Raw genomic sequence first — 21401 nt, 5'->3', positions numbered from 1 at the left:
CACCCGCCGTCCCACTCGATTGATCACGTCCAGAAAGTCGGTTTTCGCACGCCAGGGGTTCCCGGCGGGCAGGAGACGTCGGTCACCGTCGGTCACGGCGAACCAGGGGGTAACGCCTGACATCGAGCGCGCGTCGTGAGATTGTCGGACCTTACTGGGAGGATTCGGACATGTCAGCCGCGCTCATCGGACGTGACCATCCCGCGGGGGTTCTCCGCGCGGAGATCGCCCGCGCCGCCGAAAGCCACGGCGGGCTGGTGCTGGTCACCGGCGAGGCCGGGATCGGCAAGACCACGCTCGTCACCGGCGCCGCCGACGAGGCGAAACGCCTCGGCGCCCTGGTGCTCAACGGCTCCTGCTGGGACTCGGCGAGCGCACCGGGCTATTGGCCGTGGACACAGGTGGTCCGCGGGTTGCGGCGCGCCGTCGGGCAGGGCCGCTGGGCCGCGATGGCCGACAGCGAATTGGACGTCCTGCTCGGTGAGGCGCGCGGAGACGGCGCGGCCGACGGATTCCGCCTGTACGACGCGGTGACCAGTGTGCTGGTGGCCGCCTCCCAAGACCGGCCGATCGTGGTGGTGCTCGACGATCTGCACTGGGCCGACGCCGCGTCGCTGCGGTTGCTCGAGTTCGCCGCGCAGCACACCTGGTTCGAGCGGCTGCTGCTGATCGGCACGTACCGGGACGTCGAGGTCGAGGCGGCCGATCATCCGCTTCGCTCGCTCATGATGCCGCTGCTCACGAAGGCCACTTCGGTCACGCTCACCGGCCTCGAACCGGACGAGGTCGGCGCGCTCATGACCAGGACGGCGGGCGCGGCGCCCGACGACGCGCTGGTCGCCGAGGTCCACCGCCGCACCGGCGGAAACCCGTTCTTCGTCGAGCAGACGGCGCGGCTCTGGCACAGCGGCGGTTCCGCCCAGACCATCGCCCCGGGCGTGGCCGACGCCCTGCAGCGACGGCTTTCCCTGCTCCCCCAGCCGGTCCTCGATCTGCTGACCACCGCGTCGGTGCTCGGCAGGGAGTTCCACCGCCGGCTGCTCGCGGGCGTGGCGTCGGCCCCCGTTCCCCAGGTGGACCGGCTGCTCGACCAGGCCGTCGCGGCACGGCTCGCGGTGGTGCAAGGGCAAGGGCGCTTCGCATTCGCCCACGACCTCGTTCGCGAAACGCTGTACGCGAGCCTGTCCGAGTCGGACCGCCGCAAACAGCACGCCGCGGTCGTCGCGGCCGTCCGCGAGTCGCCGACGTCGCGGGACAGCCTCTTCCCCGCGGACCTGGCCCGCCACGCGCTGCTCGCCGGCCGGGAACTCGATCCCGACGAGGCCATCGACCTGTTGCTGGCCGCCGCGATCGACGCCACCGGCCGGATGGCGATCGAGGAGACGACCACCCATTACCGGCGGGCGCTGGAGATCGCGGAGGACCGGCGGCGGCAGGCGGTCATCGCCCTCGAACTGGGCACGCATCTGACCCGCCATCACGAGACGGACGAGGGCCGACAGGTCCTCGACGAGGTTTCGGCGCTCATCCGCGAACTCGACGACGACGATCTCCTCGCCCGGCTTGCGCTGACCCTGGTCCGCGCCGATCACAAGAGCCTCCGGGTCGACGAGACGGTCGAGGTGCTCACCGAGGCGCACGCGCGGCTTTGCGGCCGCGAGCCCGGGCAGGAACTCACCGTCCAGGAGATGACGCAGGAGCTCTCCGCCCGCATCATGATGACCGCCCGTGCCGACCAGGACGATTCCGCGCTGTTGTTCGGTCTGTGGGCCCGGCACGACGCGATCTGGGGGCCGGGCAGCGCCGCCGAGCGGGAACGGCTCACCGACGAGCTGGTCGCCGTCGGCCGTCGCACGGCGAACCCGGAATTGGAGCACTACGCGGCGTCCTTCAAGTGGGTGGCGCAGCTCGAACAGGGCGAACCCCGGTATTTCGAGCAGTACCAGGAGTTTCTCGCCCTGGCGGGCACCGGCAGGGCGCCGAGTTCGCAGCTGGCGTCCCGGATCGACCAGAGCATCATCGCCACCCTCCAGGGCCGGTTCGCCGAAGCGGAGGCGTACATCGAGCAGGTGATCTCGTGCCACAGCGGCGACGAGCATCCCCATTTCGCCGACCTGCACCAGCTCCAGCGGTGGATCCGGTGGTGCCTGGAGGGGCGGTTCGACGAGCTCACCGGGCTGCATCGCGAGATCTCGCGCAGCGGGTACACCTACGGCCGGATGCTGGAGGCGATCACCGCGGCCCAGCGCGAGGACGTCGGGGAGGCCATCCGGCTCACCGATCTCGCCGCCGACGTGAAGCCGTACCCTCGCGATCTGGAAGCCTTGTGGTTGCGCTGCCAGGCGCAGACGGCGGCGGTCTCACGCGATCCCGAACGCTGTGAAGCGGCCCGCGCGCCACTCGCGCCCTTCAGCGGGGAGTGGCTCGTTTCCCTGTACGGCTGCGAGATCTCCGGTCCGGTCGACCTCTGGCTCGGCAGGCTCGACCTGGCGCAGGAACGCTGGAACGACGCGGTGGACCGGCTGCGCGGCGCCGCGCTCTCCGCGGATCGGCTCCGGTCGACGGTCTGGGCGGCCGAAGCCAAGTCCTGGCTGGTGACGGCGCTGCTCGGCCGGAACCTCGAAGGCGACGCGGCGGCCGCGGCTGCCCTGCTGTCCGAAGTGACCGAGGAAGCCACCGCGCTCGGCCTGCGCCCGGTCGTGGCCAGGCTGGCGAAAGCACGGGAGCAGACGCGGGCGCAGGCGGCGCCGAGGGCGGAGTTCCGTCGCGACGACGCCGTGTGGACCTTGCACTTCGACGGTGTCACCACCCACCTTCCGGACTCGAAAGGTTTGCGGGACCTGCATTTCCTGCTCGGCAGGCCGGGTTCGGAAGTGCCGGCCGTCCGGTTGCTCGATCCCGAAGGTGGCGAGGTGGTCGTCGCCGCGAAGAGTCTCGGTGGAGACGCCGTCCTCGACGACGAGGCGAAGGCCCGCTACCGCGCGCGGCTCGACGAGCTGGACGAACTGATCGACAACGCGACCGGAACGGGCCAGGACGCGCGTGCCGCCGCGCTGGACCGTGAACGGGACGCGCTGCTCGCCGAACTGCGGTCCGCGGCCGGGCTCGGCGGGCGCACACGGCGGCTCGGTGACGAGGCGGAACGCGCCCGCAAGACGGTGACCGCGCGGATCCGGGACACCCTGCGCAAACTCGACGAGCAGCATCCGGCGCTGGCCACACATCTGCGCGCGGCGGTCACCACCGGTTCCTCGTGCCGGTACGCGCCGGAAGACAAGGTCCCCTGGCGGCTGTGAGCCACCCCGAACTCGTGAGTGGCTAGGACGGTTAGAACCGTCCTAGCCACTCACGAGGTTGAGGCTCACTTGCGGTTGTAGAGCCGCATCGTCAAGGTGCCGAAAATCGCCAGGATGACCGCGCCGGCGATCAGCACCCAGGTGATCTCGCCGCCGTCCCAGTTGCCGTCCATCATCGAACGGACCGCAGCGACCACGTGGGTCACCGGGTTGACGTCGACGAAGGCCTGCAGCCAACCCGGCATCGTCTCCGGGCTGACGTAGATGTTGCTGAGGAAGGTCAGCGGGAACAGCACCATCATGCTGACCCCCATCACCGACTTCTCGCTGCGCAGCAGCAGGCCGAACATCGTCCAGATCCACGAGAACGCGAACGAGAAAGCCAGCAGCAGAAGGATCGCGGCGGCCACGCCACCGAATCCGCCGGCGGGACGGAAGCCCATGATCAGCCCGACGCCGAGGATCACCAGCGAGGCGATGAGGTAGCGCAGCATGTCGCCGAGCAGATAGCCGACCATCGCCGACGGCCGCCAGATCGGCAGCGTGCGGAACCGGTCGAAGACACCCTTTTCGATGTCGGTGTTGACCGAAATCCCGGTGTACATGGTGATCATCAGGATGCTGCTCGCCATGATGCCCGGCAGCACGAACTGCAGGTATTGCGTCGGCGAGCCGGACAGCGCGCCGCCGAACAGGTAGGTGAACATCAGCGTCATCATGATCGGGAACGCCGTGACGTCGAACAACTGCTCGGGCACGTGCTTGATCTTCAGCATCGCGCGCCACCCGAAGGTGACCGAAGTCGACAGCGCGCTGGGGCGCTGGGGACGGCTCTTCGCGATCAGGACGGCGGCGAGATCCTCCGCCTTCGGTGCCGCGAGAACGGGTTCGTTGTCTTTGACTGCCGTGGTGCTCAAGCTGCACTCTCCTCAGGCGTGGCGGTGCGGTCGGTCAGGGCCAGGAAGACCTCGTCGAGGCTCGGCTGGCCGAGGGAGAAGGTGTCGACGACGATGCCGGCGCGCGCGAGCTCGGACAGTGCGCGCGCGGCGTGCTCGGCGGCGCCCTGATCGGTGCTTTCGCCCGTGAGCCGCGCGGTGAGCGCGACCGGGTCCGGCTCCAGCAGCACCTGTGCCTCCAGGTTGCGGACGAGCAGCGCTTCGGCCTCGGCACGCTGGTCGGCCTCACGCAGCCGGACGTGGATCGCGCCGGCCCCGACCGACGCCTTCAGCTGCCCCTTGGTGCCTTCGGCGATCACCTTGCCGTGGTCGATGACCGCGATCCGCGAGGCCAGCTGGTCGGCCTCGTCGAGGTACTGCGTGGTCAGCAGGACCGTGGTGCCGTGCTTGACGATCGCGCGCACGATGTCCCAGACCTGGTTGCGGCTGCGGGGATCGAGCCCGGTCGTCGGTTCGTCGAGGAAGAGCACGTCCGGGGTGTTGAGGATGCTCGCGGCGATGTCGATCCGCCGCCGCATGCCGCCGGAGTAGTTCTTCACCTGCCTGCCCGTGGCTTCGGTCAGGCCGAACGCCGCGAGCAGTTCTTCCGCCCTGGCGCGGGCGGCCGGTTTGCGGTGCCCGGTCAGCCTGCCGATCAGGACCAGGTTCTCCGTGCCGGTCAGGTCTTCGTCGACCGAGGCGTACTGCCCGGTCAGGCTCACCATGGACCGGACCGCGTCGGCGTCGCGGACGACGTCCTTGCCGAAGACGCGCGCTTCACCGCCGTCGGGGCGGAGCAGGGTCGCGAGCATCTTCACCGCGGTGGTCTTGCCGGCGCCGTTCGGCCCCAGGACGCCGTACACGGTGCCGGCGGGGACCTTCAGGTCGATCCCGTCGACCGCCCGGTTCTCCCCGAACACCTTGACCAGCCCCGAGGCTTCGATGGCCAGTTCACTCATTTTCCGTTTCCTTTCAGAAGCATTCAGCAGACGTAGGGGCGAGCGGCGCGCGCTTCGCGCAGGGCGAGGCCCCACCAGGCGAGCTCGTCGAGCAGGGTGGTCGCGGCCTGTCCCTGCCCGTCGCTGTCGAAGGGGGTGCCGTCGCGAGCGAAGGTGCCGTCGAGGAGGTTGAAGGCCACGGTGTCGCGCATGGTCACCGTGTGCAACTCGGTGAAGATCGTGCGCAGCTGCTCCACGGCGTAGAGCCCTTGCGAACGGTAGCCGTAGGAGACGAAACCGACCGGCTTCGCGCGCCACTCGTCGTAGGCGCAGTCGATCGCCTGCTTGAGCGACGCCGGGAAACTACGGTTGTACTCGGGGGTGACGACGACGAACGCCTCCGCCTCGTCGACCAGCCCCGCGAACCGCTTCATGTCGGACGTCGGATGCTCCGGCAGCCCCGCGGGCAGGTCGAAGTCGACCAGGTCGAGCACTTCGGTGACGAGATCCTCCCGATGTTCCGCCCGGCTGGTGAACCACTTGCCGACGGTCTCCCCCACCCGTCCCTCGCGGGTGCTTCCGATGATCACCGCGACCCGCAGCGGACTGGCGTCCATGACCGACCTCCTCTCGCTTCACCCCTTGGGCGCGAGAAAGCCGCCGGACATTCGCTAGATCGGATCTAGCGGGCGCCCGGCGGCTTCGGTCGGTGATCTCGCTAGGCGTCCAGCGCGATCGCGATCGCGCCCAGCAGCGACGCGTCCTGGTCGAATTTCGCCGACACCAGCTCCGGCGGGAACGGCACGGCCTGGGCGAGCCGTTCCCGCAGCGCGGGCAGCAGGATGTCGGCCGAGCGCACCAGTCCCCCGCCGACGGCGACGCGCTGCGGATCGAGCGCGATGGCGAGGTTCGCGACGTGCATCGACAGTTCGTCGAGGGCCGCGCCGACGAGTTCCTTCGCCTGCGCGTTCTCCCTGGCGAGGCCGAAAAGCTCCCCCGCGGTCACCGGGCGGCCGAGCAGCGCACTCGCCCGGCCGCCCAGCCCACGCCCACCGACGGCCTCCTCCAGCGGCGCCGCTCCGCCGGCGAACCCATCGGTGTCCTGCGGCGAGAGAAGGTTGTACCCGATCTCTCCCGCAGCGCCGTTGGCGCCGGTCAGCAGCCGGCCGCCGACCAGGACCGCCGCGGCGATCCCGGTCCCCAGCGAGAGGAACACCGCCGGATCGGTGTCCGCCAGTGCCCCCCATCGCCATTCCGCGAGCGCCGCCGCCTTGGCGTCGGTGCCCACTTCGATCGGGACGCCCTCGAACTCGGCCGCGACGAGTTCGCGCAGCCGCAGTTCCTCCCAGCCCGGCACGTTGGGCGCGAGCAGGATGCGGTCCTCCAGCACGATGCCGGGGCTGACGACGCCGATCGCGACGAGCCGGTCGGCGGCGCCTTCGTCGGCGAGCAGTTTCCGCGCCGCGGCGAGCGCGCGGCTCACCACCTGCTCGGCGCCCGCTTGCGCGTCGGTGTCGAGCCTCCGGGTGACCAGCAGGCTCCCGGCCCGGTCGGCCAGGCCGATCGCGACCTTCGTCCCGCCGAAGTCGATCCCCAGGATCAGTTCTTCCCCCGTCACTTCCCGTTCCCCTCTGTCGCCCCCGCGAACGCTTCCTGAATCCCCTTGGGCCCGAACGGCCACACGCGCTCCGCCTTGGCATAGGCGAAGAACGCCGCCACCCCGAGCACGATCCAGCCCACCGAAAGCCCGATCGAGAGCCAGGTGGCGGAGAAATAGATGTAGACCCACCCGAAGAGCGCGATGATCGTCGGGATCGGGTAGAGCCATTGGCGGTACGGCCGTTCCAGCTCCGGCCGTCGCCGCCGCAGCACCACGATCGCCGCGACCTGCGCGAGCGACTGGACGATCACCAGCACCGTCACCGCCGCGTTGATCACCGCGGTCAACGTGAACAGCGAGCCGATCGCCGCGATGACGCCCATCGTCAGCACCCCAGCGGTCGGCAGGTTCAGTTTCGGGTGCAGCTTGGCGAACACCGGCAGGAACACCTTGTCGCGCGCGGCCTCGAACGGGACCCGCGATCCGCCGAGCAGGCCCGCGAACACCGAACCGATCGCGGCGATCACGATGAACACGGTGATGACCTTGGCCGCGCCGGTGCCCCACGCCTGTTCGAGCACGGTGGAGGCGACCGAAGTGGCGTTCTTCAGCTCTTCCAGCGGGATCGAGCCGAGGACACCGAGCTGCAGCAGGAAGTACAGGCTCATGATGCCGAGGATCGAGAAGATGATCGACCGCGGCAGCGTGCGGCCCGGGTCACGCACCTCGCCGCCGAGGTAGGCGCTGGTGTTGTAGCCGAGGTAGTCGTAGATGGCGATGATCAGGCCGGCGCCGAGCCCGGCCCAGAACGCGCCACCGTCGAACGAGAACGCGCCCGGCGTGAAGGCGAACGCTTGCGCGCCGTCGAAATGGGTGAAGGCCGCGACGATCACCGAGAGCGCCGCGAACAGCATGATCCCGAACAGGACGGTGGTGAGCTTCCCGATCTCGCCGATCTTGCGGAACAGCGCCAGCACGATCAGCACGATGACGCCGAGGCCGATGATCTTGCCGAGCGCCGTCGTCCCGCCGTCGTCGGCGACCCCGGGGACCAGATACCCGAGGTACTGGACGAGCCCGATGATGCCGGTGGACATGATCAGCGGGATGAACAGCACCGCGCTCCAGGCGAACAGGAACGGCATGAGCCTGCCGGTCCGGGAGCCGAAAGCCTCGCGCAGATAGACGTAGGTGCCGCCGGCGCCGGGGAGGGCGGCGCCGAGTTCGGCCCAGATCAGGCCGTCGGCCAGCGCGATGACCGCGCCGATGAGCCAGCCGAACATGGCCTGCGGTCCGCCGAGGGTCACCACCATCGCGGGGATGGTGACGAACGGGCCGATGCCGCACATCTGGGTCATGTTGATGGCGGTCGCCTGGAGCGGCCCGATCTTCCGCTCGAGCCCCGGCAGCGGGGATGAACTCAAAACGCGCCTCCTGTTAGTTAGTAAAGTTTCTTAACATAATTTCGGGCGTGTCGGAAGGCCGGTCCGCGAAGTTGTCGCGCTCCGGTCCACCCGGAATTGCCCGAAAGGGCGGATTCCCCGGGAATACGCCCGAACGGACCAATCCGGGACGTATCAGGGGCCCGCCGTTCCGCGTCCTTATCCAGAAGGACGTCTTCCAGGGACGGTGAGGTCCATGAAACGGCTGTTCGGCACGGCACTGGCGATCGCCGCACTCGGGTTCGCGGCGGCCTGCGGAGGGACGTCCACACCCCGTGACACGGCGCCGGGGGATCTCACGACCGACAGCGGGGTCACCACGGAAACCGCCCCGACGGCGTCTTCCGAGGCGATCCCGACGAAGGACTCCCCTCCGCCCGGCGTCGTACCCGGGAGCCCGATCAGATACAACAGCGACCTGCTCGGCACCGACCCCGAGACCGCCAAAGGCGCGATCGAACAGAACCTCGAACGCCTCTGCGCGAGTTCCCGGCGGTGCGGGGTCTCGGTCGTGATCGCGGACGAGGAGGCGGGGAACTGCATCCGGAGCATCGGCCCGAATCCGGTCCGGCCAGGCAAGACGATCACGATCCGGGCCAGGGCCTGCGAAACCGAAAGTTCGGCGCCCTCGAAGTCGGAAAGCGAGCAGCCGAGCGAAACCACGAGCGGATGAGCACCCGGCGGCCACTACGGCGGGGGCTCCGCGCCCCCGCGCCTCCGGAGCCCGAACCCGCGGCGGGCCCGGCGCACGCGCTCAAGCTGGTCGGCACGGTCCTGGCCAACACGACCCTGCTCACCGCGCTGCTCTACTACTTCGGGCTCGTCTCCACGCAGACGTACTTCGGCTACTTCCGCGTGCACTACACCCTGCTCGGCCAGACACCGGACGAGATCTTCGGGCGCGGCGTCGACGGGGTACTGCTTCCCCTGACCGCCGCCGCGGGCGCCGCACTGCTCTTCCTCGTCCTGACCAGGTTCCTGAAGATCCGTCTCGGCGAGGCTTCCTGGGCCCGGCTGCTGCGGATCTGCTCCCCCGTCGCCGGTGTCCTCGGCCTCGCGCTGCTGGCCGTGACGACGGCGATCGCGCTCGACCCGGAACCTTTTCGGGACCGCCCCGGAGCTCCGGGAGCCGGCTTCGCGATCGGGGTCCTGATGGCGCTGTTCTCGTGGCGTCACTGGACCTCACGCAGGACCGGAAGCACGCGGTCGAACGTCGCGGAGCTGGTGACCGGTTACGTCCTGGTGAGCATCGGCCTCTTCTGGGCGGTCGGCGACTACTCGGGAGCCGTCGGCACGAGCCGCGCCTTCGAGGCCTCCGGGGTGATCCCGGCCAGGCCGGCCGCGACGCTGTACAGCGCGGAAAGCCTCAACCTGACCGCGAACGGTGTCACGCAGGTGAAATGCGCGGACCCCGGATCGGCCTACAAGTACCGGTACACCGGGCTGAAACTGCTGCTCCAGTCCAGCGGTCAGTACGTCTTCCTGCCCTCGAACTGGCGGGCCTCGACCGGCGTCGCGTTCGTGATCCCCAAGACCGACAAGCTGCGCCTGGAATTCGGACCGTCCCGGTCGGTGCCGCCACCGGCCTGCTGACGCGCGTCAGAGCAGGTGACGTTCCAGCCACTCGGTGACCGCTTCGTCGGCCAGCTTGGCGATCGGGAGCTGCGGCGCGGGATCGATGCCCGGGTCTTCGGCGAGCGGGTGAGCGAGACCCGGAAGCCTGCACAGCCGGACGTCGTCGGCCACGGAGTACTGGGCACGCAACGCGTCGACGAGTTCGTCGGCGTCCGCGCGGAACGTCGGGAAATCCTCTTCGCCGCTGACGACCAGCAGCGGAACCTGCGTGTCCCTGGCCGAGATTTCACCCGATCGTGCGACGAAGTCGAGCTGATCCGCCGCTTGGTTCGCTTCGTCCGTCCACGAATAGGGCTTTTCCAGCATGGTTTCCACCACGCCGACCAGCGACCGTGCCCGGACGGCGGGGTTGACCAGCGCGGCGGCCCGCACCGGGATCTCCCTCGTGGCAAGGATCGTGAGCGCCACGGCACCGCCGAGGGAACCGCCGGCCACAGCCATCCGCGAGGTGTCGAAACCGAAGCGTTCCCGCAGCTCAGCCAGCGCGGCGGGGAATTCCAGCGCCGCCTGCCGGACGAAAGGGTCGGCATAGGCGAGCACCGAGTCCCGGACGGCCCGTTCGACCACCGCGTCCATGCTGCCGTCGACCATTCTCGCGCCGCACAACGGCATTCCGAGATACACCCGCCACGCGGGCACCCCGGCCAGCGGCAGCGCGGCCGCGAACGCCGCGTCGGTGCGGGGCGCGTCGATCATGTGCCAGGCGACGACCACCGGCGCGGGGCCGCTGACCTCGGCCGATGGCGGCAAGACGGTGAACGGCACCCCCGCCGCCGTACCCGTGACCGGTTCTCCCACCACTGTTCCCCCTAGCGTGCTGTCGATCTCCACGATATCCAGGACGCGGCGGAGGCGGACCTCGTTCCGCCACAAGCGAAACAGTATGCCCGCGGCGTCACCCCGACGCGCCGCGGAGGTGGTTGCGGGTGACCGGCGGCGGCCGAATAGTGTTGCGGCCCGGCCCTTTGGAGGTGAACCGCCCGTGCCCGATGTCGACTACTACGAGGTGCTCGGCGTGGGCAAGGCCGCCTCGGTCAACGAGATCAAGACCGCCTACCGGCGGCTGGCGAAATCGCATCACCCGGACGCCGGCGGATCCGCGCTCACCTTCCAGCTGGTCCGCGAGGCCTACGACACGCTCAGCGACCCGATGCGGCGCGCCGGCTACGACGCGGACGGCCGCTCGGTACGCGCCCCGATCCGGCCGCGACCGCGCCGGCGCTTCGGCGAAGAACCGGGCTACGAGCCCGAACCGGTCGTGATCGACCCGGACGACCTCGAATGGTGGGAGTTCGCCGCGCAGGACGGGCGCGTGCGGCACGGGCGGCGGCGCGGCCCCGGGCACACCCCGGTGGTGGCCGCGGTCGGTGGGATGGTGCTGGTGCTGCTGCCGGTGCTGACCGGGGTCGGTTTCTCGGCCCCCACGCTGATCGTCTGGCTGATCCTGACCGCCGGGACCGCCCTGCTCGTGCAACGGCTCGCGCGCGGCTACCTGGCGGCTTCCCGCGCCAAGAACCGGTTCGCCGCCGAGTTCGGCGGGAAACGCGTGTTCGGCACCCCCGGCGTCGAGACCGACGAACTCGCCGAACGGCTCACCGCCGACCTGCTCGAGCGCTATGTGACCCGGCTGCCCGGCGCCCGGATCTTCCACGGCCTTTCGTGGCCGGATTCGGTGTTCGCCGACGTCGACCACGCGGTGCTGTGCGGAAAGCGGCTGGTGCTCATCGAATCGAAGCTGTGGTTGCCGGGGCACTACGAGACCGATGACGACGACCGTCTGCTGCGCAACGGCCGGGCCTTCCGCGGGGGCGGGAGCAGGCTGACCGAAAGTCTCGCCGAATACCGGCGGATCCTGCCGGGGGTCGCGTTGCGCGGGGCGATGGTCGTGTACCCGAGCCGGACCGGGGAGATCACCACGGATCTCGAGGATCCCTCCCCCGCGCCGCCGATGACGCCGGAACAGTTCCTGCACGAGATCGGCGGGTGGCTGGCGGCGGAGCCGTCCACTGTGGACGCCGCGACGATGCGGGTGGTGCGGGACCGGGTCGTGGGCACCCCTTAGCCCCCTCCGCGTTTCGTCCTCTACTTGCGGTAGTTCGCACTGCCAACTACCGCATTTAGAGGACGAAACGCGTTCGGGCGAACGCGCGTGAAGGCCCCCTTCCCTCGACTGAGCCGAGGGAAGGGGGCCTTCACGCGAGAGAGCGGAACTACCGGACCGAGCGCTCCTTCTTGGCCCGCGCGGAACGGGTGCAGACCTCACCGACGTCGACCGTCTGGCCGCGGTCGATGTAGACGTCCGCCAGCCCGACGAGCTTGCCCTTCGGCGACGTACAGGTCAGCTGGTACGCCTCCTTGGGGCCGTAGGTCGGCGGGATCGGCGACTGGAACGACACACCGCCGGTCCAGTCGTCCACAGTGGACGGATTCGCCTGCGAGTAGTTGACCAGCACGGCCGTGTAGTCCCCGGCGGGCGGGTCGTACAGGATCGCGTGCTCTTCGGTGGTCGAACCGTTCGCCGACGACGAGACCATGTTGCCCGCGGAGTCGAAGACGTACAGGTCCCAGTCCGTGTCCTGGCTGGCCCACTTGACGTCGACGCTGAACTTCCCGTTGTCGACCTTGGGGAGCCCGTCGACGTGGAACGTGAAGCTCTCCGAGGTCGGGTCCGTCGGGTAGTTCTGGTTGATCGCCGGGACCCCGGCCGGGTTCACGGCCTGGATCGCGGGCTGCGCCGGACCCTGCGGCTCGCGGCCGTAGCGGCCCGCGACGTAGGGCCGGGTCGACGGGTTGATCGACCACGCGAACCGGCCGCCGGTGGAGGACAGCGACGAGTTCAGGTCGTCGGTGACGTAGATCGGCGGCTTGGTCGAGCCGTCCGGCTGCACCACCGGCGAAGTCGGCGTCTGGAAGGTCTTGTGCAGCTTCAGCTGGTAGCCCTTCGGCGCCGTACCGATCAGCGTCGAGTGCGCCGCCGGGTCGGCGGTGTTGGCCAGCATGTCGACGAAGGCCTGCCGGTTGCCGCCCTTGCCGGCGCCCGCCGCGGGGGCGACACCGGTGTATTCGGCGACGACACCTTCGGCGAACGGCGGGTGGAACTCGTTCGGGCCGACCTCGAAGGTGAAGCCCCAGCCACCGGTGGCCCAGTACGACCAGTCCTCGGTCGAGCCGGTCGTGTCGTAGAGCGCCCACGACGGCTGGCTGGTGTATCCGTTGCGCGAGGCCATCTTGTCGCCGAGCGCCTTGTACGCCGGCTCGTCGAGCGGCGGGCGGACGGCGGCGACACCCGGGACACGCAGCACCAGGTTGGAGTAGGTGTGCAGCGTGATCAGGTTGGTCACCTGGCGGTTGGACACGATCGAGCGGATGTTCTGCGTCTCGGGCTCGGAGAACGGGCCGGAACCACGGAACGTGTCACTGCGCCACAGGGTCGACGCGCCGGCGCCACCCCAGAAACCCGCGTAGTTGCGGTTCGGGTCGGTTCCGCGTTCGCGGCCGGCGGGGTTGGCCTTGCAGACCCCGGTCGCAAATTCCTTGGGCGAGTCGTTGACGTTGCAGTTCTTGCGCTTCATCTCGTAGTCGAACCGCGAGAAGTCGCCCTTGGGCTCGGCCTCACGGGAGATTTCGAAGCCGTCGGGGTTGACGATCGGCACGATGATGTTGCGCGTCCGGCCGACCAGGCCGCGGATCTCGGCGTTACCGCCGGAGTAGCCCTTGACCAGCTCGTGGGCCCATTCCATGGCGTGCTCGCCGGCCGGCCACTCCCGGGCGTGGTGCACGCCCATGGTGAAGTTGACGGGTTTGCCGTCGGCGATGTTCTTGACGTCGCTCGCGACCTCGAGACCGATGACGTCGCGGCCTTCCCAGGTCGGCTGCGGCAGCGTGAACGCCGTGACGAGCTTGGGGTTCTTGCGAGCCAGTTCCTTGACCTCGAACTGGTAGTCGTAGAGGTGCCGGTAGCTCGTCCGCCCGGACGGCAGCGTGGAGCCCGGCGTCTTCGCGGCGTACTCACGGTCGGTCTTGGCGTTCTGGACCGACTTCGCCGAGAGGTCGGCCTCGACCACCTTCGACTTGAAGCCGTTGTCCGCCAGAGTCTTGCGGTCGGCGTCGTTGGCGAGGACGACCTCGACGCCGGTGGCGTCGGCCTTCTCGGTGACGTCGAGGCCGAGCCGGAGCAGCTTGTCCTTGTCCTGCTTGCCCGGGGTCTCGACGCGGACCAGTTCGGCGCGCTGCGGCGCGTGCGCGGCACTGGTCGGTGTCCCCTGCGGCGTAAGGGCGAGGAAGTCGACCCCCAGCAGCGCGTCGCGCGTCTTCCCGTCGTACCGGCAGGTCTGCACGACCAGCTGCTGGTCCTTCTTCACGAAGCCTTCGGCGAGTTCGTGGCTGCGCAACGCGGCGGACGCGGCGACCACGGCGCCGGTGGCCTTGTCGAAGACCGCGAGGTCCCAGTCGCCCTCGGCGCCACCGCGAGGCGCGATCCGCGCCTGCAGCAGACCGTCCACTGTGGACGTGAACTCACGCCGGTCGGTGCCTGCCGTGCCCGGCTTCTGGAGCGCGGCGAAACAGGAACGCGGCACGGCCTGGTTGGCCCGGACCACGTTGTCCGCGGCCACCGCCGTCGTGGCGGACGGAAGTGCCACGAAGGTGCCGGCGAGCACCAGGGTCGCCGCCGTCCATCCCGCTCTTCGCCGGTTTGGTGAATACCCCACAGACTGACCTCCTTGGACAGTCCGGTGACCGGGTGAGGTCACCGGTAGCGAGACCCTAGACCCGGGACACCGCCGGAGGGACCCGCCACAAGTCGGCTACACCCCTTTCGGCCCAACGATCTCACCGACCGTGCCGGAACGATCACCCGTACCCGCACCGTAGAATGGGACTTTCCTGTCGATTCCGACAGGAAAGCCTAAGAAAACCTTCAGGTTGGGTGGTTACCTTTCAACCATGACGACGCCCCAGGTCACCGCCAGGTCACCGCTGGCCCTGCTGGCCGCCGTGGCCTCGGTCGCCGGCGGAGCGCTGCTGATCCTGCTCCTGCAGGTCCTCCCCGCCACCAGCGACATCAGCCCGATACGCCGCACCATCAGCGAGTACGCGCTCAGCGAGAACAAGTGGATCTTCGACGTCGCGGTCCTGCTGGTCGCGCTGGGTTCGGCGATCGGCTTCGGCGCGCTGATCCGCCGCGAACACCTTCCGGTCCGGTCGGCGGCCTCGGTCTTCTGCGCCCTCTGGACGGTCAGCCTGGTGGTGATCGTGGCGTTCCCCAAGAACAACTGGGCGATCGGTCCGAGCACCGGCGGGACGGTGCACCGGATAGCGAGCGTCGTGGCGTTCGTCTGCCTGCCGCTGGCCGTCTGGTTCGCGGCGAAGGCCGTCTTCCCCTCCTCCCCCGCGCGGCGCGCGGTGACGCGGGTGCTCGCGGCGGCGGCCCTGGCCTGGTTCGGCGTGATACTCGGGGCGATCGTGGTCTCGATGAACGGCGGCGAGCCGTGGTGGCGGGCGATCCCGCTCGGGCTGGTCGAGCGTGCGATGGCGTTGACCGGGCTGCTCGCGCTGGCGTCGCTGCTCATCCCCGCGCGCGTGGTCGCCGCGCCGGTGACCGAGCAGGCCGACGCGCTGGAGATCGCGTCCTGACCGCCGAACAGCTCGCCCGCGCCTGGGACGAAGCCGCCGCCGGCTACGACGCCTACTACGTCCCCCGGTTCGCGCCGTGGGTCCACGCCGCGGTGCGCGCGCTCCCCGCCGCGCTGCCCGACGGCCCCGTCGTCGTCCCCTGCTGCGGGACCTTCCCGGAGCTCGACGTGCTCGGCGGGCATCTGCCCGGCCGCGAGATCGTCGGCATCGATCTCTCCGCCGGCATGGCCGCGAGGGCGAGGCGGCGGGCCGGGGGCGACCCGCTCGTGCGTGTCGTCGTGGGTGACGCCTCGGAACTCGAACCGGCCTCGGCCGCCGCGATCGTCTCGGTCTTCGGTCTCCAGCAACTACCCGAACCCGATACCGCACTCCGGTCCTGGGCGCGCGCACTGCGCCCGGGCGGCGTGCTTTCGGTCGTCTATTGGCCGCACAGTACAGAACCGGGCGGGCCGTTCACGGTGCTGTCCGAGGTGCTGCGCGAACGCGTCCCGGCGGGCGACCGCTCCTGGGAGGAACGGCTCGTAGCCGCCCTGGAGGACACCAGGCTCGACCGGGACGAGCCCTTGTCGTTCCCCATGGTGCACCCGGACGCCGGCACGTTCTTCACCGCGCACACCCGGTCAGGACCGATGCGGCCGCTGGCGGACGCGCGCGGTGAAGAGTTCATCGCCGAGCTGCGCGCGGAATTCCTGCGAAGGGCGCCGGAAGGGGAATGGCGCCACCGTCCGGCTGCCCGGCATATCGTCGCACGGGCGTGAGCTCGGCGACGTCGTCGTCGGCGTCCTTGCGCAGGCGTGCGGTACAGACCGAAAGGTGCACCACGTTGGCGCGTTTGTGATGGCGGTACACGTGGACGTCGGAGGCGAAGCACGCCGCCGCGAGCAGGGCCCGGCGCTGCTCGATGCGCTCGTAGCCGACTCCGGCCGGGCAGAACAGGGTGACCTCGACCTCGTCGCCGCGCGGTTTGGTCCACAGGATCACCGGCAGCTTGCCGTCGAGCGTGCACACCCTGGCCCGGGCGAACCCGGTCCGCAGCCGGTGCTGCACGACGATCGAGCGGAGCCGGTCGCGGAGGAATCGCCGCGCCGAGCGCCAGTAGAACAGCCAGTTCGCGACACCGAACAGCACGACCGCGCCCCAGATCGGGCCGACCGCCTGGAAAAGCGAGAACAACGCGTACGGGAGCACGACGAGCGCGCCGATCTCGTACCGCCAGTGATACAGGGCGGTGACCGGGTTGGGCCTCCTGACCACCGTGATCTCCCTGGCCAGCTCGGCGATCGCCTGGGGTTCCTGCCAACGGCTCATGACCTTCCTCCTGTCCGTCCGGCGGTTTGCTCGGCGGCCACGGCCGCCGCGGGAATGGAGCGGACGACACCGGCACCGGCGCAGTCCGGGCAAACGGCGTCCTCGTAGGGCCACCACCCCGTGCCGCCGCAGGGGGCGCACGCGTGGACGGTGTCCCAGCGGGGGTCGCGGTAGACGCGGCGCCTGCTGTTCGGCACCCGCGACACCTGCCAGCCGCGAGCGGCCGCGCGCGTGTCTTCGCGGGTCGCGAAGAGCCATTCGTGGAAGCGTTCGAGAAGCCGATCGAACCGCGACCGGCGCGCTGCCGTGTGGTTCTCGTGGTGGGACATGAGGTTCACCCCCGATGCAGCCAAGCGCGAACTCGGGTCGGCCCACACGGCGCCTACTCCGGCATTCGTGTGGTCCACAGGCGACGCGAACCAGGTCGGATGCGCAGCGTCACATTCAGATGGCTGTCAGCATCCGCTCTCCGGCCGTGCCCGGGCCTGACCAGTGCTCGTGACCGGGCGGGTCGCGCACACCAGGACCAGGTAGAACAGGGTCTGACGCGGCTCTCGACACGTTTTGACGCGACGTTGACCCATGCGCCAGCACGGTCCGATTCGCTTGCTGTACTCTCGCCGTTGTGTGCACGTTCAGTCACCGCCCTACATTGCCTACCAGAGGTAGGTAAGCCCGTGTCTAGTGCCTACATGAAGCCTACATCGGCCGGGCGGCGGCCGGTAAGCCCCGATGCGGAAACCGTTACCGCGTCGGATGTCGGACGTGAGCTGCGGCGGCTGCGCAAGGCCGCGGGCCAAACGCAGGCGGAGACCGCCCGGATCATCGGCGTGACCAGGGCGAACCTGACCCAGTGGGAGACCGGGAAATACCTGCCGTCGGCGCACAACGCGCGCCAGCTCGACGACCACTTCCGCGCCGCGAACGCGCTGGTCACCCTGGTGGAGACCGCCCGTTCACCCCACGAGCACACGCCACCCGCCGCCGGCGACACCGCCGTCGTCGACACCTCGCGATCGCTGCTGCAGGTCTTCCACACCGTCGGCGCCAAACTCGCCGAGCGGTTGATCCGGGACGAGCACGGGAAACCGCTGGGCTGGCGGCACAACCTGCAGAAGAGCACCGGGCCGAAAGCGCTCAGCACCGCGTACGGGATCAACACCATGCTGGTGGTAGGCGATCCCTACATCGACCTACATACGCTCGCCGAAGATCTGTACCGGTTGCAGTCTGCACAGGGCTGGCGTGGCCGCGCGGGCGGGAAACGGCCGGAGACGACGGCGTCCGTGGTGGACGCGCTCTTCCGCACCAGCACCATGTCCGCCGACGAGGGGCTGGACCAGCTCGAAGGGTCACTCGACCCGTACAGCAGGACCCGCCCCTACCTGTTGTCCGCCGTGCTGCACACGGCGGTCCGGCTCCGGCCGGACGCCCCGCTGACCGACCGGCTGATCGACGCCCTCCTGGCGGCCCGGCTCGACTTCGACGGCTCACAGCTGTGGCCGGAGAAGAACGAGGCCGGGCTCGTCGCCCCGGAGGCGTCGGTGGTGCACACCGCCCGGTCGGTCGTCACTCTGCGGGAAGTCCTGCACAGCCGTGAAGATCGCAACGACGTCCGTGAAGCGGCCGACGAAGCCACACAATGGCTCATCGACCGGTCGCATTCGGACGATGGCGTGGCCGAGGATCTCGAACGGCCTCGCCCCGACGGGGAAGGAACGACCCGGATCATCATCCGGCACTTCACCGCAGCCTGGGTCGTCCAAGCGCTCGCCACCGCCCCCTTCCTGCCACTCCCCCGGCTCAACCGGGCGCTCGGAACCCTTTGGGAGCGCTACGACGCCGACCAGGGACTGTGGGCCTGGGGAAGCGGCGACCTACCCATCTGGCAGACGTTGGACGCCGTCACCGCGCTCCGCGCGGCCGCCTTGGCCGCCGCCGGGCCCCCGCTCAGTCCTCCAGGAACTCCAGGAACTCCATGATCGACACCCCGCCCTCGACCCTCACGGCCGCGCCCGCGGGCGCGCACGCGTTCCTCCGTGAGGTCACCGGCAGTCGCCCCGGCCACGGCGACGCGGACCTCGCCTGGCTGCGCACGGTCGCGCGCCGGGTACAGGACTCCCCCGGCACTTTCCTTTCGTGGCTCGAAGAAATCCTCGGCGACGAGGACGCCGTCCGCGCCGCGGCGAAGCGTTCCTACTGGCATCCCAACGGATTCGCCAAAATGGTGCTGCACGCCTCGGCCGATTTCCGCGTCCGGCTCCATGTCTGGCCGGAATCCGCGGAGCCGTCCCGCGGCGAGTCCAACCCGCACAGCCATCGGTGGGAGTTCGCCTCGGCCATCGTCGCGGGCGAAGGGCTGCACATGGTCGAGTTCCACGAAACGACCGCAGGCGGGAAACCGTACGACCGGTACCGCTACGGCGCGGATCCCGCGAATCCGGCCGCGTTGCTCGCGGACGGGGCCGCCCGCCTCGCGGTGGACAAGACCCCGCACGTCCGGCTCGGCGACGTCTACTCGTGCGACACCACCGTCGTGCACACCGTCCGGCCCATCGCGGCGGGCTTGACCGCGACGGTCGTGGTCCAGGGGCCGCACCGCACCGGCACCACGGTCGTGTACTGCGAGCCCGGCGAGTCCGACGACCAGCCCAACGGCGAACTGACCGAGACCGATTTCCGTGTCCTGGTCGGCGCCGTGGCGAAAGCGGTGGCGTCATGCCGATGACCTGGCCCGCCCTGCGCCGCGGGATCCTGACCGACCGGGCCATCAAACGCGCGCACCGCGCCGGGGAACTCACGATCACCCCGTTCGAGCCGAGCCTCGTCCGCCCGGCCGCGATCAGCCTGCGGCTCGGGCACGAGGCGTTCGCGCTGGAGTCGACCGGGACCGTCGACATCGCCGACCGGAGCACGTATCCGGACCTGCGACCGAAGGAACTCGACGCCGAAGGCAGGCTGCGCGTCGAACCCGGCGAAGTCGTCCTCGCGCCGACGCTGGAGAAGATCGGGCTATCCGAGAAACTCGCCGGGCTCGTCGACGGCACGAGCGACTACGCGCGGCTCGGCATCAGTGTCGTCCTGTGCGGTCAGGTCAGCCCCGGCTTCGGCAGCGGGACCGGCGCCGTGCTGACCCTGGAGATCGTGAACCATCTACGGCATGCCGTGCTCCTGCATCCCGGAACGCGGATCTGCAACCTGATGCTGTTCGCCTCCACGGGCAGCGACCAGCCCTACGGCACGATGCCGAACAACTACTCGAGCGACCACAACGTCGCCCCGTCCCGATTGGCGGATCATGTCGGGCGTAACTGAACTTTCGCCGGTGGGTGACGACGTCCGGCTCGGCGAGCTGGGCGAGCACGCGATCCTGGAGCACATCCTGCGGCCGCGCTACGGCGGTGTCCGCGGGTTCGGGGACGACTGCGCGGTCCTCGACGCCACGGAAGGGCTTCGTGGCGAGCTGGTCGCCACGACCGACACCTGCCCCGCACCGCTGGTCACCATCCTGGGTGAAACGGATCCCTACCACGCCGGATGGCTGCTGGCGACGATCAACCTCTCCGATCTGGCCGCGGCCGGCGCCACCCCGCTCGGCCTGGTCGTCAACTACACGCTGCCGAAGACGACCACGGCCGGAGAGTTCCGGCGGCTTCTCGACGGCGTGGACGACTGCACGAAGGTGCACGGCACCCAGGTCGTCGGCGGCGATCTCCGGGACGGCCCGGTCCGACAGCTCACCGCGACCGCGATCGGCCGGTGCGTACCCGGCGGGCGGCTCGGGCGCGCGGGCGCCGAAGCCGGGGATCGCCTGCTGCTGGTCGGTTCGCCCGGCTATCTCTGGGCGTACGCGCTGCTCGTCGAAAAGCAGGCACGGCTCGCCGGACCGCTTTTCGAGGACGTCCGCGAGCGCGCCTGCCGTCCGATGGCCCAGGTGACCGCGGGCAGGGTTCTCGCCACGGCCGGGCTGGCGCGCGCCGCGATGGACGTCTCCGACGGTCTCTTCCCGACCGTGCGAACCCTGTGCGGCGCCAACGGTCTCGGCGCTCGGATCACCACGGACATCCGGCTGGACGACGCGCCGGCCGACGTCTGCGCGCAGTCGGGGCTCGGCCGGTTCGAGCTCGCGCAGGCCTGGGGCGACTGGACGCTCGTGGCCGCCGTGCGGCCGCAGGACGTCGAACTCGCCAAGAAGACGCTCGCCGGTGAAGGTGTCGCGGCTCAGGAGATCGGCACCCTCGTGCCCCGCGAGGAAGGTATTTCGCTGGACGACGGCGAACTCTGGGAAGGGATCGCGCAGGAGCGGTTCTCGCCCAGTTCCTGGCACGGCGGCGAGGTGCCGAAGCTGATCACCGAGGTTCTCGGCAGGCGGGCGGGCTGACCTGCGGCTGGGCTTGGCCGGACCCAGTACTGCCTTGGCGCTCATGCCGCGAAAGCCACTTTCGAGACGTCTGATGTCCCGAGAGTGGCTTTCGCGGCAGGTCCTCCACCACCGCGCCGAGCGAGTGATTGCGGTCACATTCGCCCGCTTTCACGCGGGTGCGCTCCCCGAAAGCGGCATTCCCCCTACAAAGCAACCGCTTAGTACGGCAGACTCGGCGTCACTTCCACTC

General features: G+C 69.8%; 19 protein-coding genes. 10 read left to right on the top strand and 9 right to left on the bottom strand.

Translation table 11 applies throughout. The annotated features are described in order from the left end of the window. Positions 1-170: 170 nt before the first annotated feature. Positions 171-3296, top strand: a complete 3126-nt coding sequence (locus ACOCEP_RS25930) for an ATP-binding protein (RefSeq protein ID WP_482331588.1) — start codon at positions 171-173, stop codon at positions 3294-3296. Between the two features lie 65 nt (positions 3297-3361). On the opposite strand, the gene ACOCEP_RS25925 is transcribed toward ACOCEP_RS25930, so the two are convergent. The 5 genes from ACOCEP_RS25925 to ACOCEP_RS25905 form a co-directional block, all read right to left on the bottom strand. After that, the gene (locus tag ACOCEP_RS25925) at positions 3362-4213 is read right to left on the bottom strand and encodes an ABC transporter permease (RefSeq protein WP_482331587.1); all 852 of its coding nucleotides are present in this window, start codon (positions 4211-4213) and stop codon (positions 3362-3364) included. After that, positions 4210-5190 carry an ATP-binding cassette domain-containing protein gene (locus tag ACOCEP_RS25920; RefSeq protein ID WP_482331586.1) on the bottom strand — a complete coding sequence of 327 codons (981 nt, stop codon included), beginning with the start codon at positions 5188-5190 and terminating at the stop codon, positions 4210-4212. Before ACOCEP_RS25920 ends, ACOCEP_RS25925 begins: the two co-directional genes overlap by 4 nt. A gap of 23 nt (positions 5191-5213) precedes the next feature. Further along, positions 5214-5786, bottom strand: a complete 573-nt coding sequence (locus ACOCEP_RS25915; protein WP_482331585.1) for an NADPH-dependent FMN reductase — start codon at positions 5784-5786, stop codon at positions 5214-5216. A gap of 101 nt (positions 5787-5887) precedes the next feature. Further along, positions 5888-6787 carry an ROK family protein gene (locus tag ACOCEP_RS25910; RefSeq protein WP_482331584.1) on the bottom strand — a complete coding sequence of 300 codons (900 nt, stop codon included), beginning with the start codon at positions 6785-6787 and terminating at the stop codon, positions 5888-5890. After that, positions 6784-8193, bottom strand: a complete 1410-nt coding sequence (locus ACOCEP_RS25905) for an APC family permease (protein WP_482331583.1) — start codon at positions 8191-8193, stop codon at positions 6784-6786. Before ACOCEP_RS25905 ends, ACOCEP_RS25910 begins: the two co-directional genes overlap by 4 nt. A 214-nt stretch (positions 8194-8407) precedes the next feature. Here ACOCEP_RS25905 and ACOCEP_RS25900 point away from each other — a divergent pair, with 214 nt between their 5' ends. Together ACOCEP_RS25900 and ACOCEP_RS25895 are read left to right on the top strand one after the other, a co-directional pair. Next, positions 8408-8884 carry a hypothetical protein gene (locus ACOCEP_RS25900; RefSeq protein ID WP_482331581.1) on the top strand — a complete coding sequence of 159 codons (477 nt, stop codon included), beginning with the start codon at positions 8408-8410 and terminating at the stop codon, positions 8882-8884. Then, on the top strand, positions 8881-9804 hold the full coding sequence (locus ACOCEP_RS25895) for a hypothetical protein (RefSeq protein ID WP_482331580.1): 924 nt from the start codon (positions 8881-8883) through the stop codon (positions 9802-9804). The genes ACOCEP_RS25900 and ACOCEP_RS25895 overlap by 4 nt, the downstream gene beginning before the upstream one ends. Before the next feature lie 6 nt (positions 9805-9810). Here the strand turns inward: ACOCEP_RS25895 and ACOCEP_RS25890 are convergent, their stop codons facing one another. After that, positions 9811-10644, bottom strand: coding sequence for an alpha/beta hydrolase family protein (locus ACOCEP_RS25890; RefSeq protein WP_482331579.1), 834 nt, complete (start codon positions 10642-10644; stop codon positions 9811-9813). A 184-nt stretch (positions 10645-10828) separates the two neighbouring features. Between ACOCEP_RS25890 and ACOCEP_RS25885 the strand changes: the two genes are divergently transcribed. Then, positions 10829-11908, top strand: a complete 1080-nt coding sequence (locus ACOCEP_RS25885; protein ID WP_482331578.1) for a DnaJ domain-containing protein — start codon at positions 10829-10831, stop codon at positions 11906-11908. 148 nt (positions 11909-12056) lie between these two features. Here ACOCEP_RS25885 and ACOCEP_RS25880 read toward each other — a convergent pair whose 3' ends face one another. Beyond that, positions 12057-14555 carry a M14 family zinc carboxypeptidase gene (locus ACOCEP_RS25880; RefSeq protein WP_482331577.1) on the bottom strand — a complete coding sequence of 833 codons (2499 nt, stop codon included), beginning with the start codon at positions 14553-14555 and terminating at the stop codon, positions 12057-12059. 235 nt (positions 14556-14790) lie between these two features. Between ACOCEP_RS25880 and ACOCEP_RS25875 the strand changes: the two genes are divergently transcribed. Next, on the top strand, positions 14791-15480 hold the full coding sequence (locus ACOCEP_RS25875) for a DUF998 domain-containing protein (RefSeq protein ID WP_482331575.1): 690 nt from the start codon (positions 14791-14793) through the stop codon (positions 15478-15480). A 92-nt stretch (positions 15481-15572) separates the two neighbouring features. Further along, positions 15573-16238 carry a class I SAM-dependent methyltransferase gene (locus tag ACOCEP_RS25870; RefSeq protein ID WP_482331574.1) on the top strand — a complete coding sequence of 222 codons (666 nt, stop codon included), beginning with the start codon at positions 15573-15575 and terminating at the stop codon, positions 16236-16238. Here ACOCEP_RS25870 and ACOCEP_RS25865 read toward each other — a convergent pair. Next, positions 16144-16788, bottom strand: coding sequence for a hypothetical protein (locus ACOCEP_RS25865; RefSeq protein ID WP_482331573.1), 645 nt, complete (start codon positions 16786-16788; stop codon positions 16144-16146). The two genes, ACOCEP_RS25870 and ACOCEP_RS25865, sit on opposite strands and share 95 nt — an antisense overlap. Further along, entirely contained in the window at positions 16785-17117 is a 333-nt protein-coding gene (locus ACOCEP_RS25860; RefSeq protein ID WP_482331572.1) for a hypothetical protein, read from the bottom strand. The genes ACOCEP_RS25865 and ACOCEP_RS25860 overlap by 4 nt, the downstream gene beginning before the upstream one ends. A 363-nt stretch (positions 17118-17480) precedes the next feature. Here ACOCEP_RS25860 and ACOCEP_RS25855 point away from each other — a divergent pair, with 363 nt between their 5' ends. From ACOCEP_RS25855 to ACOCEP_RS25840, 4 genes are read left to right on the top strand one after another with little or no spacing between them, the layout of a single operon-like run. After that, a complete protein-coding gene (locus ACOCEP_RS25855) occupies positions 17481-18770 on the top strand; it encodes a helix-turn-helix transcriptional regulator (protein ID WP_482331571.1) in 1290 nt (429 codons plus the stop codon). Next, the gene (locus ACOCEP_RS25850; protein ID WP_482331569.1) at positions 18767-19516 is read left to right on the top strand and encodes a hypothetical protein; all 750 of its coding nucleotides are present in this window, start codon (positions 18767-18769) and stop codon (positions 19514-19516) included. The genes ACOCEP_RS25855 and ACOCEP_RS25850 overlap by 4 nt, the downstream gene beginning before the upstream one ends. After that, a complete protein-coding gene (dcd, locus tag ACOCEP_RS25845) occupies positions 19507-20103 on the top strand; it encodes a dCTP deaminase (RefSeq protein WP_482331568.1) in 597 nt (198 codons plus the stop codon). Before ACOCEP_RS25850 ends, dcd begins: the two co-directional genes overlap by 10 nt. Beyond that, entirely contained in the window at positions 20087-21169 is a 1083-nt protein-coding gene (locus ACOCEP_RS25840) for a thiamine-phosphate kinase (protein ID WP_482331567.1), read from the top strand. Before dcd ends, ACOCEP_RS25840 begins: the two co-directional genes overlap by 17 nt. The last annotated feature ends 232 nt before the right edge of the window (positions 21170-21401 follow it).

The sequence above is a fragment of the Amycolatopsis sp. CA-211722 genome (assembly GCF_056828465.1).
The sequence above is the reverse complement of the archived record's forward strand: the minus strand, read 5'-3'. Positions and strand labels throughout refer to the sequence as shown.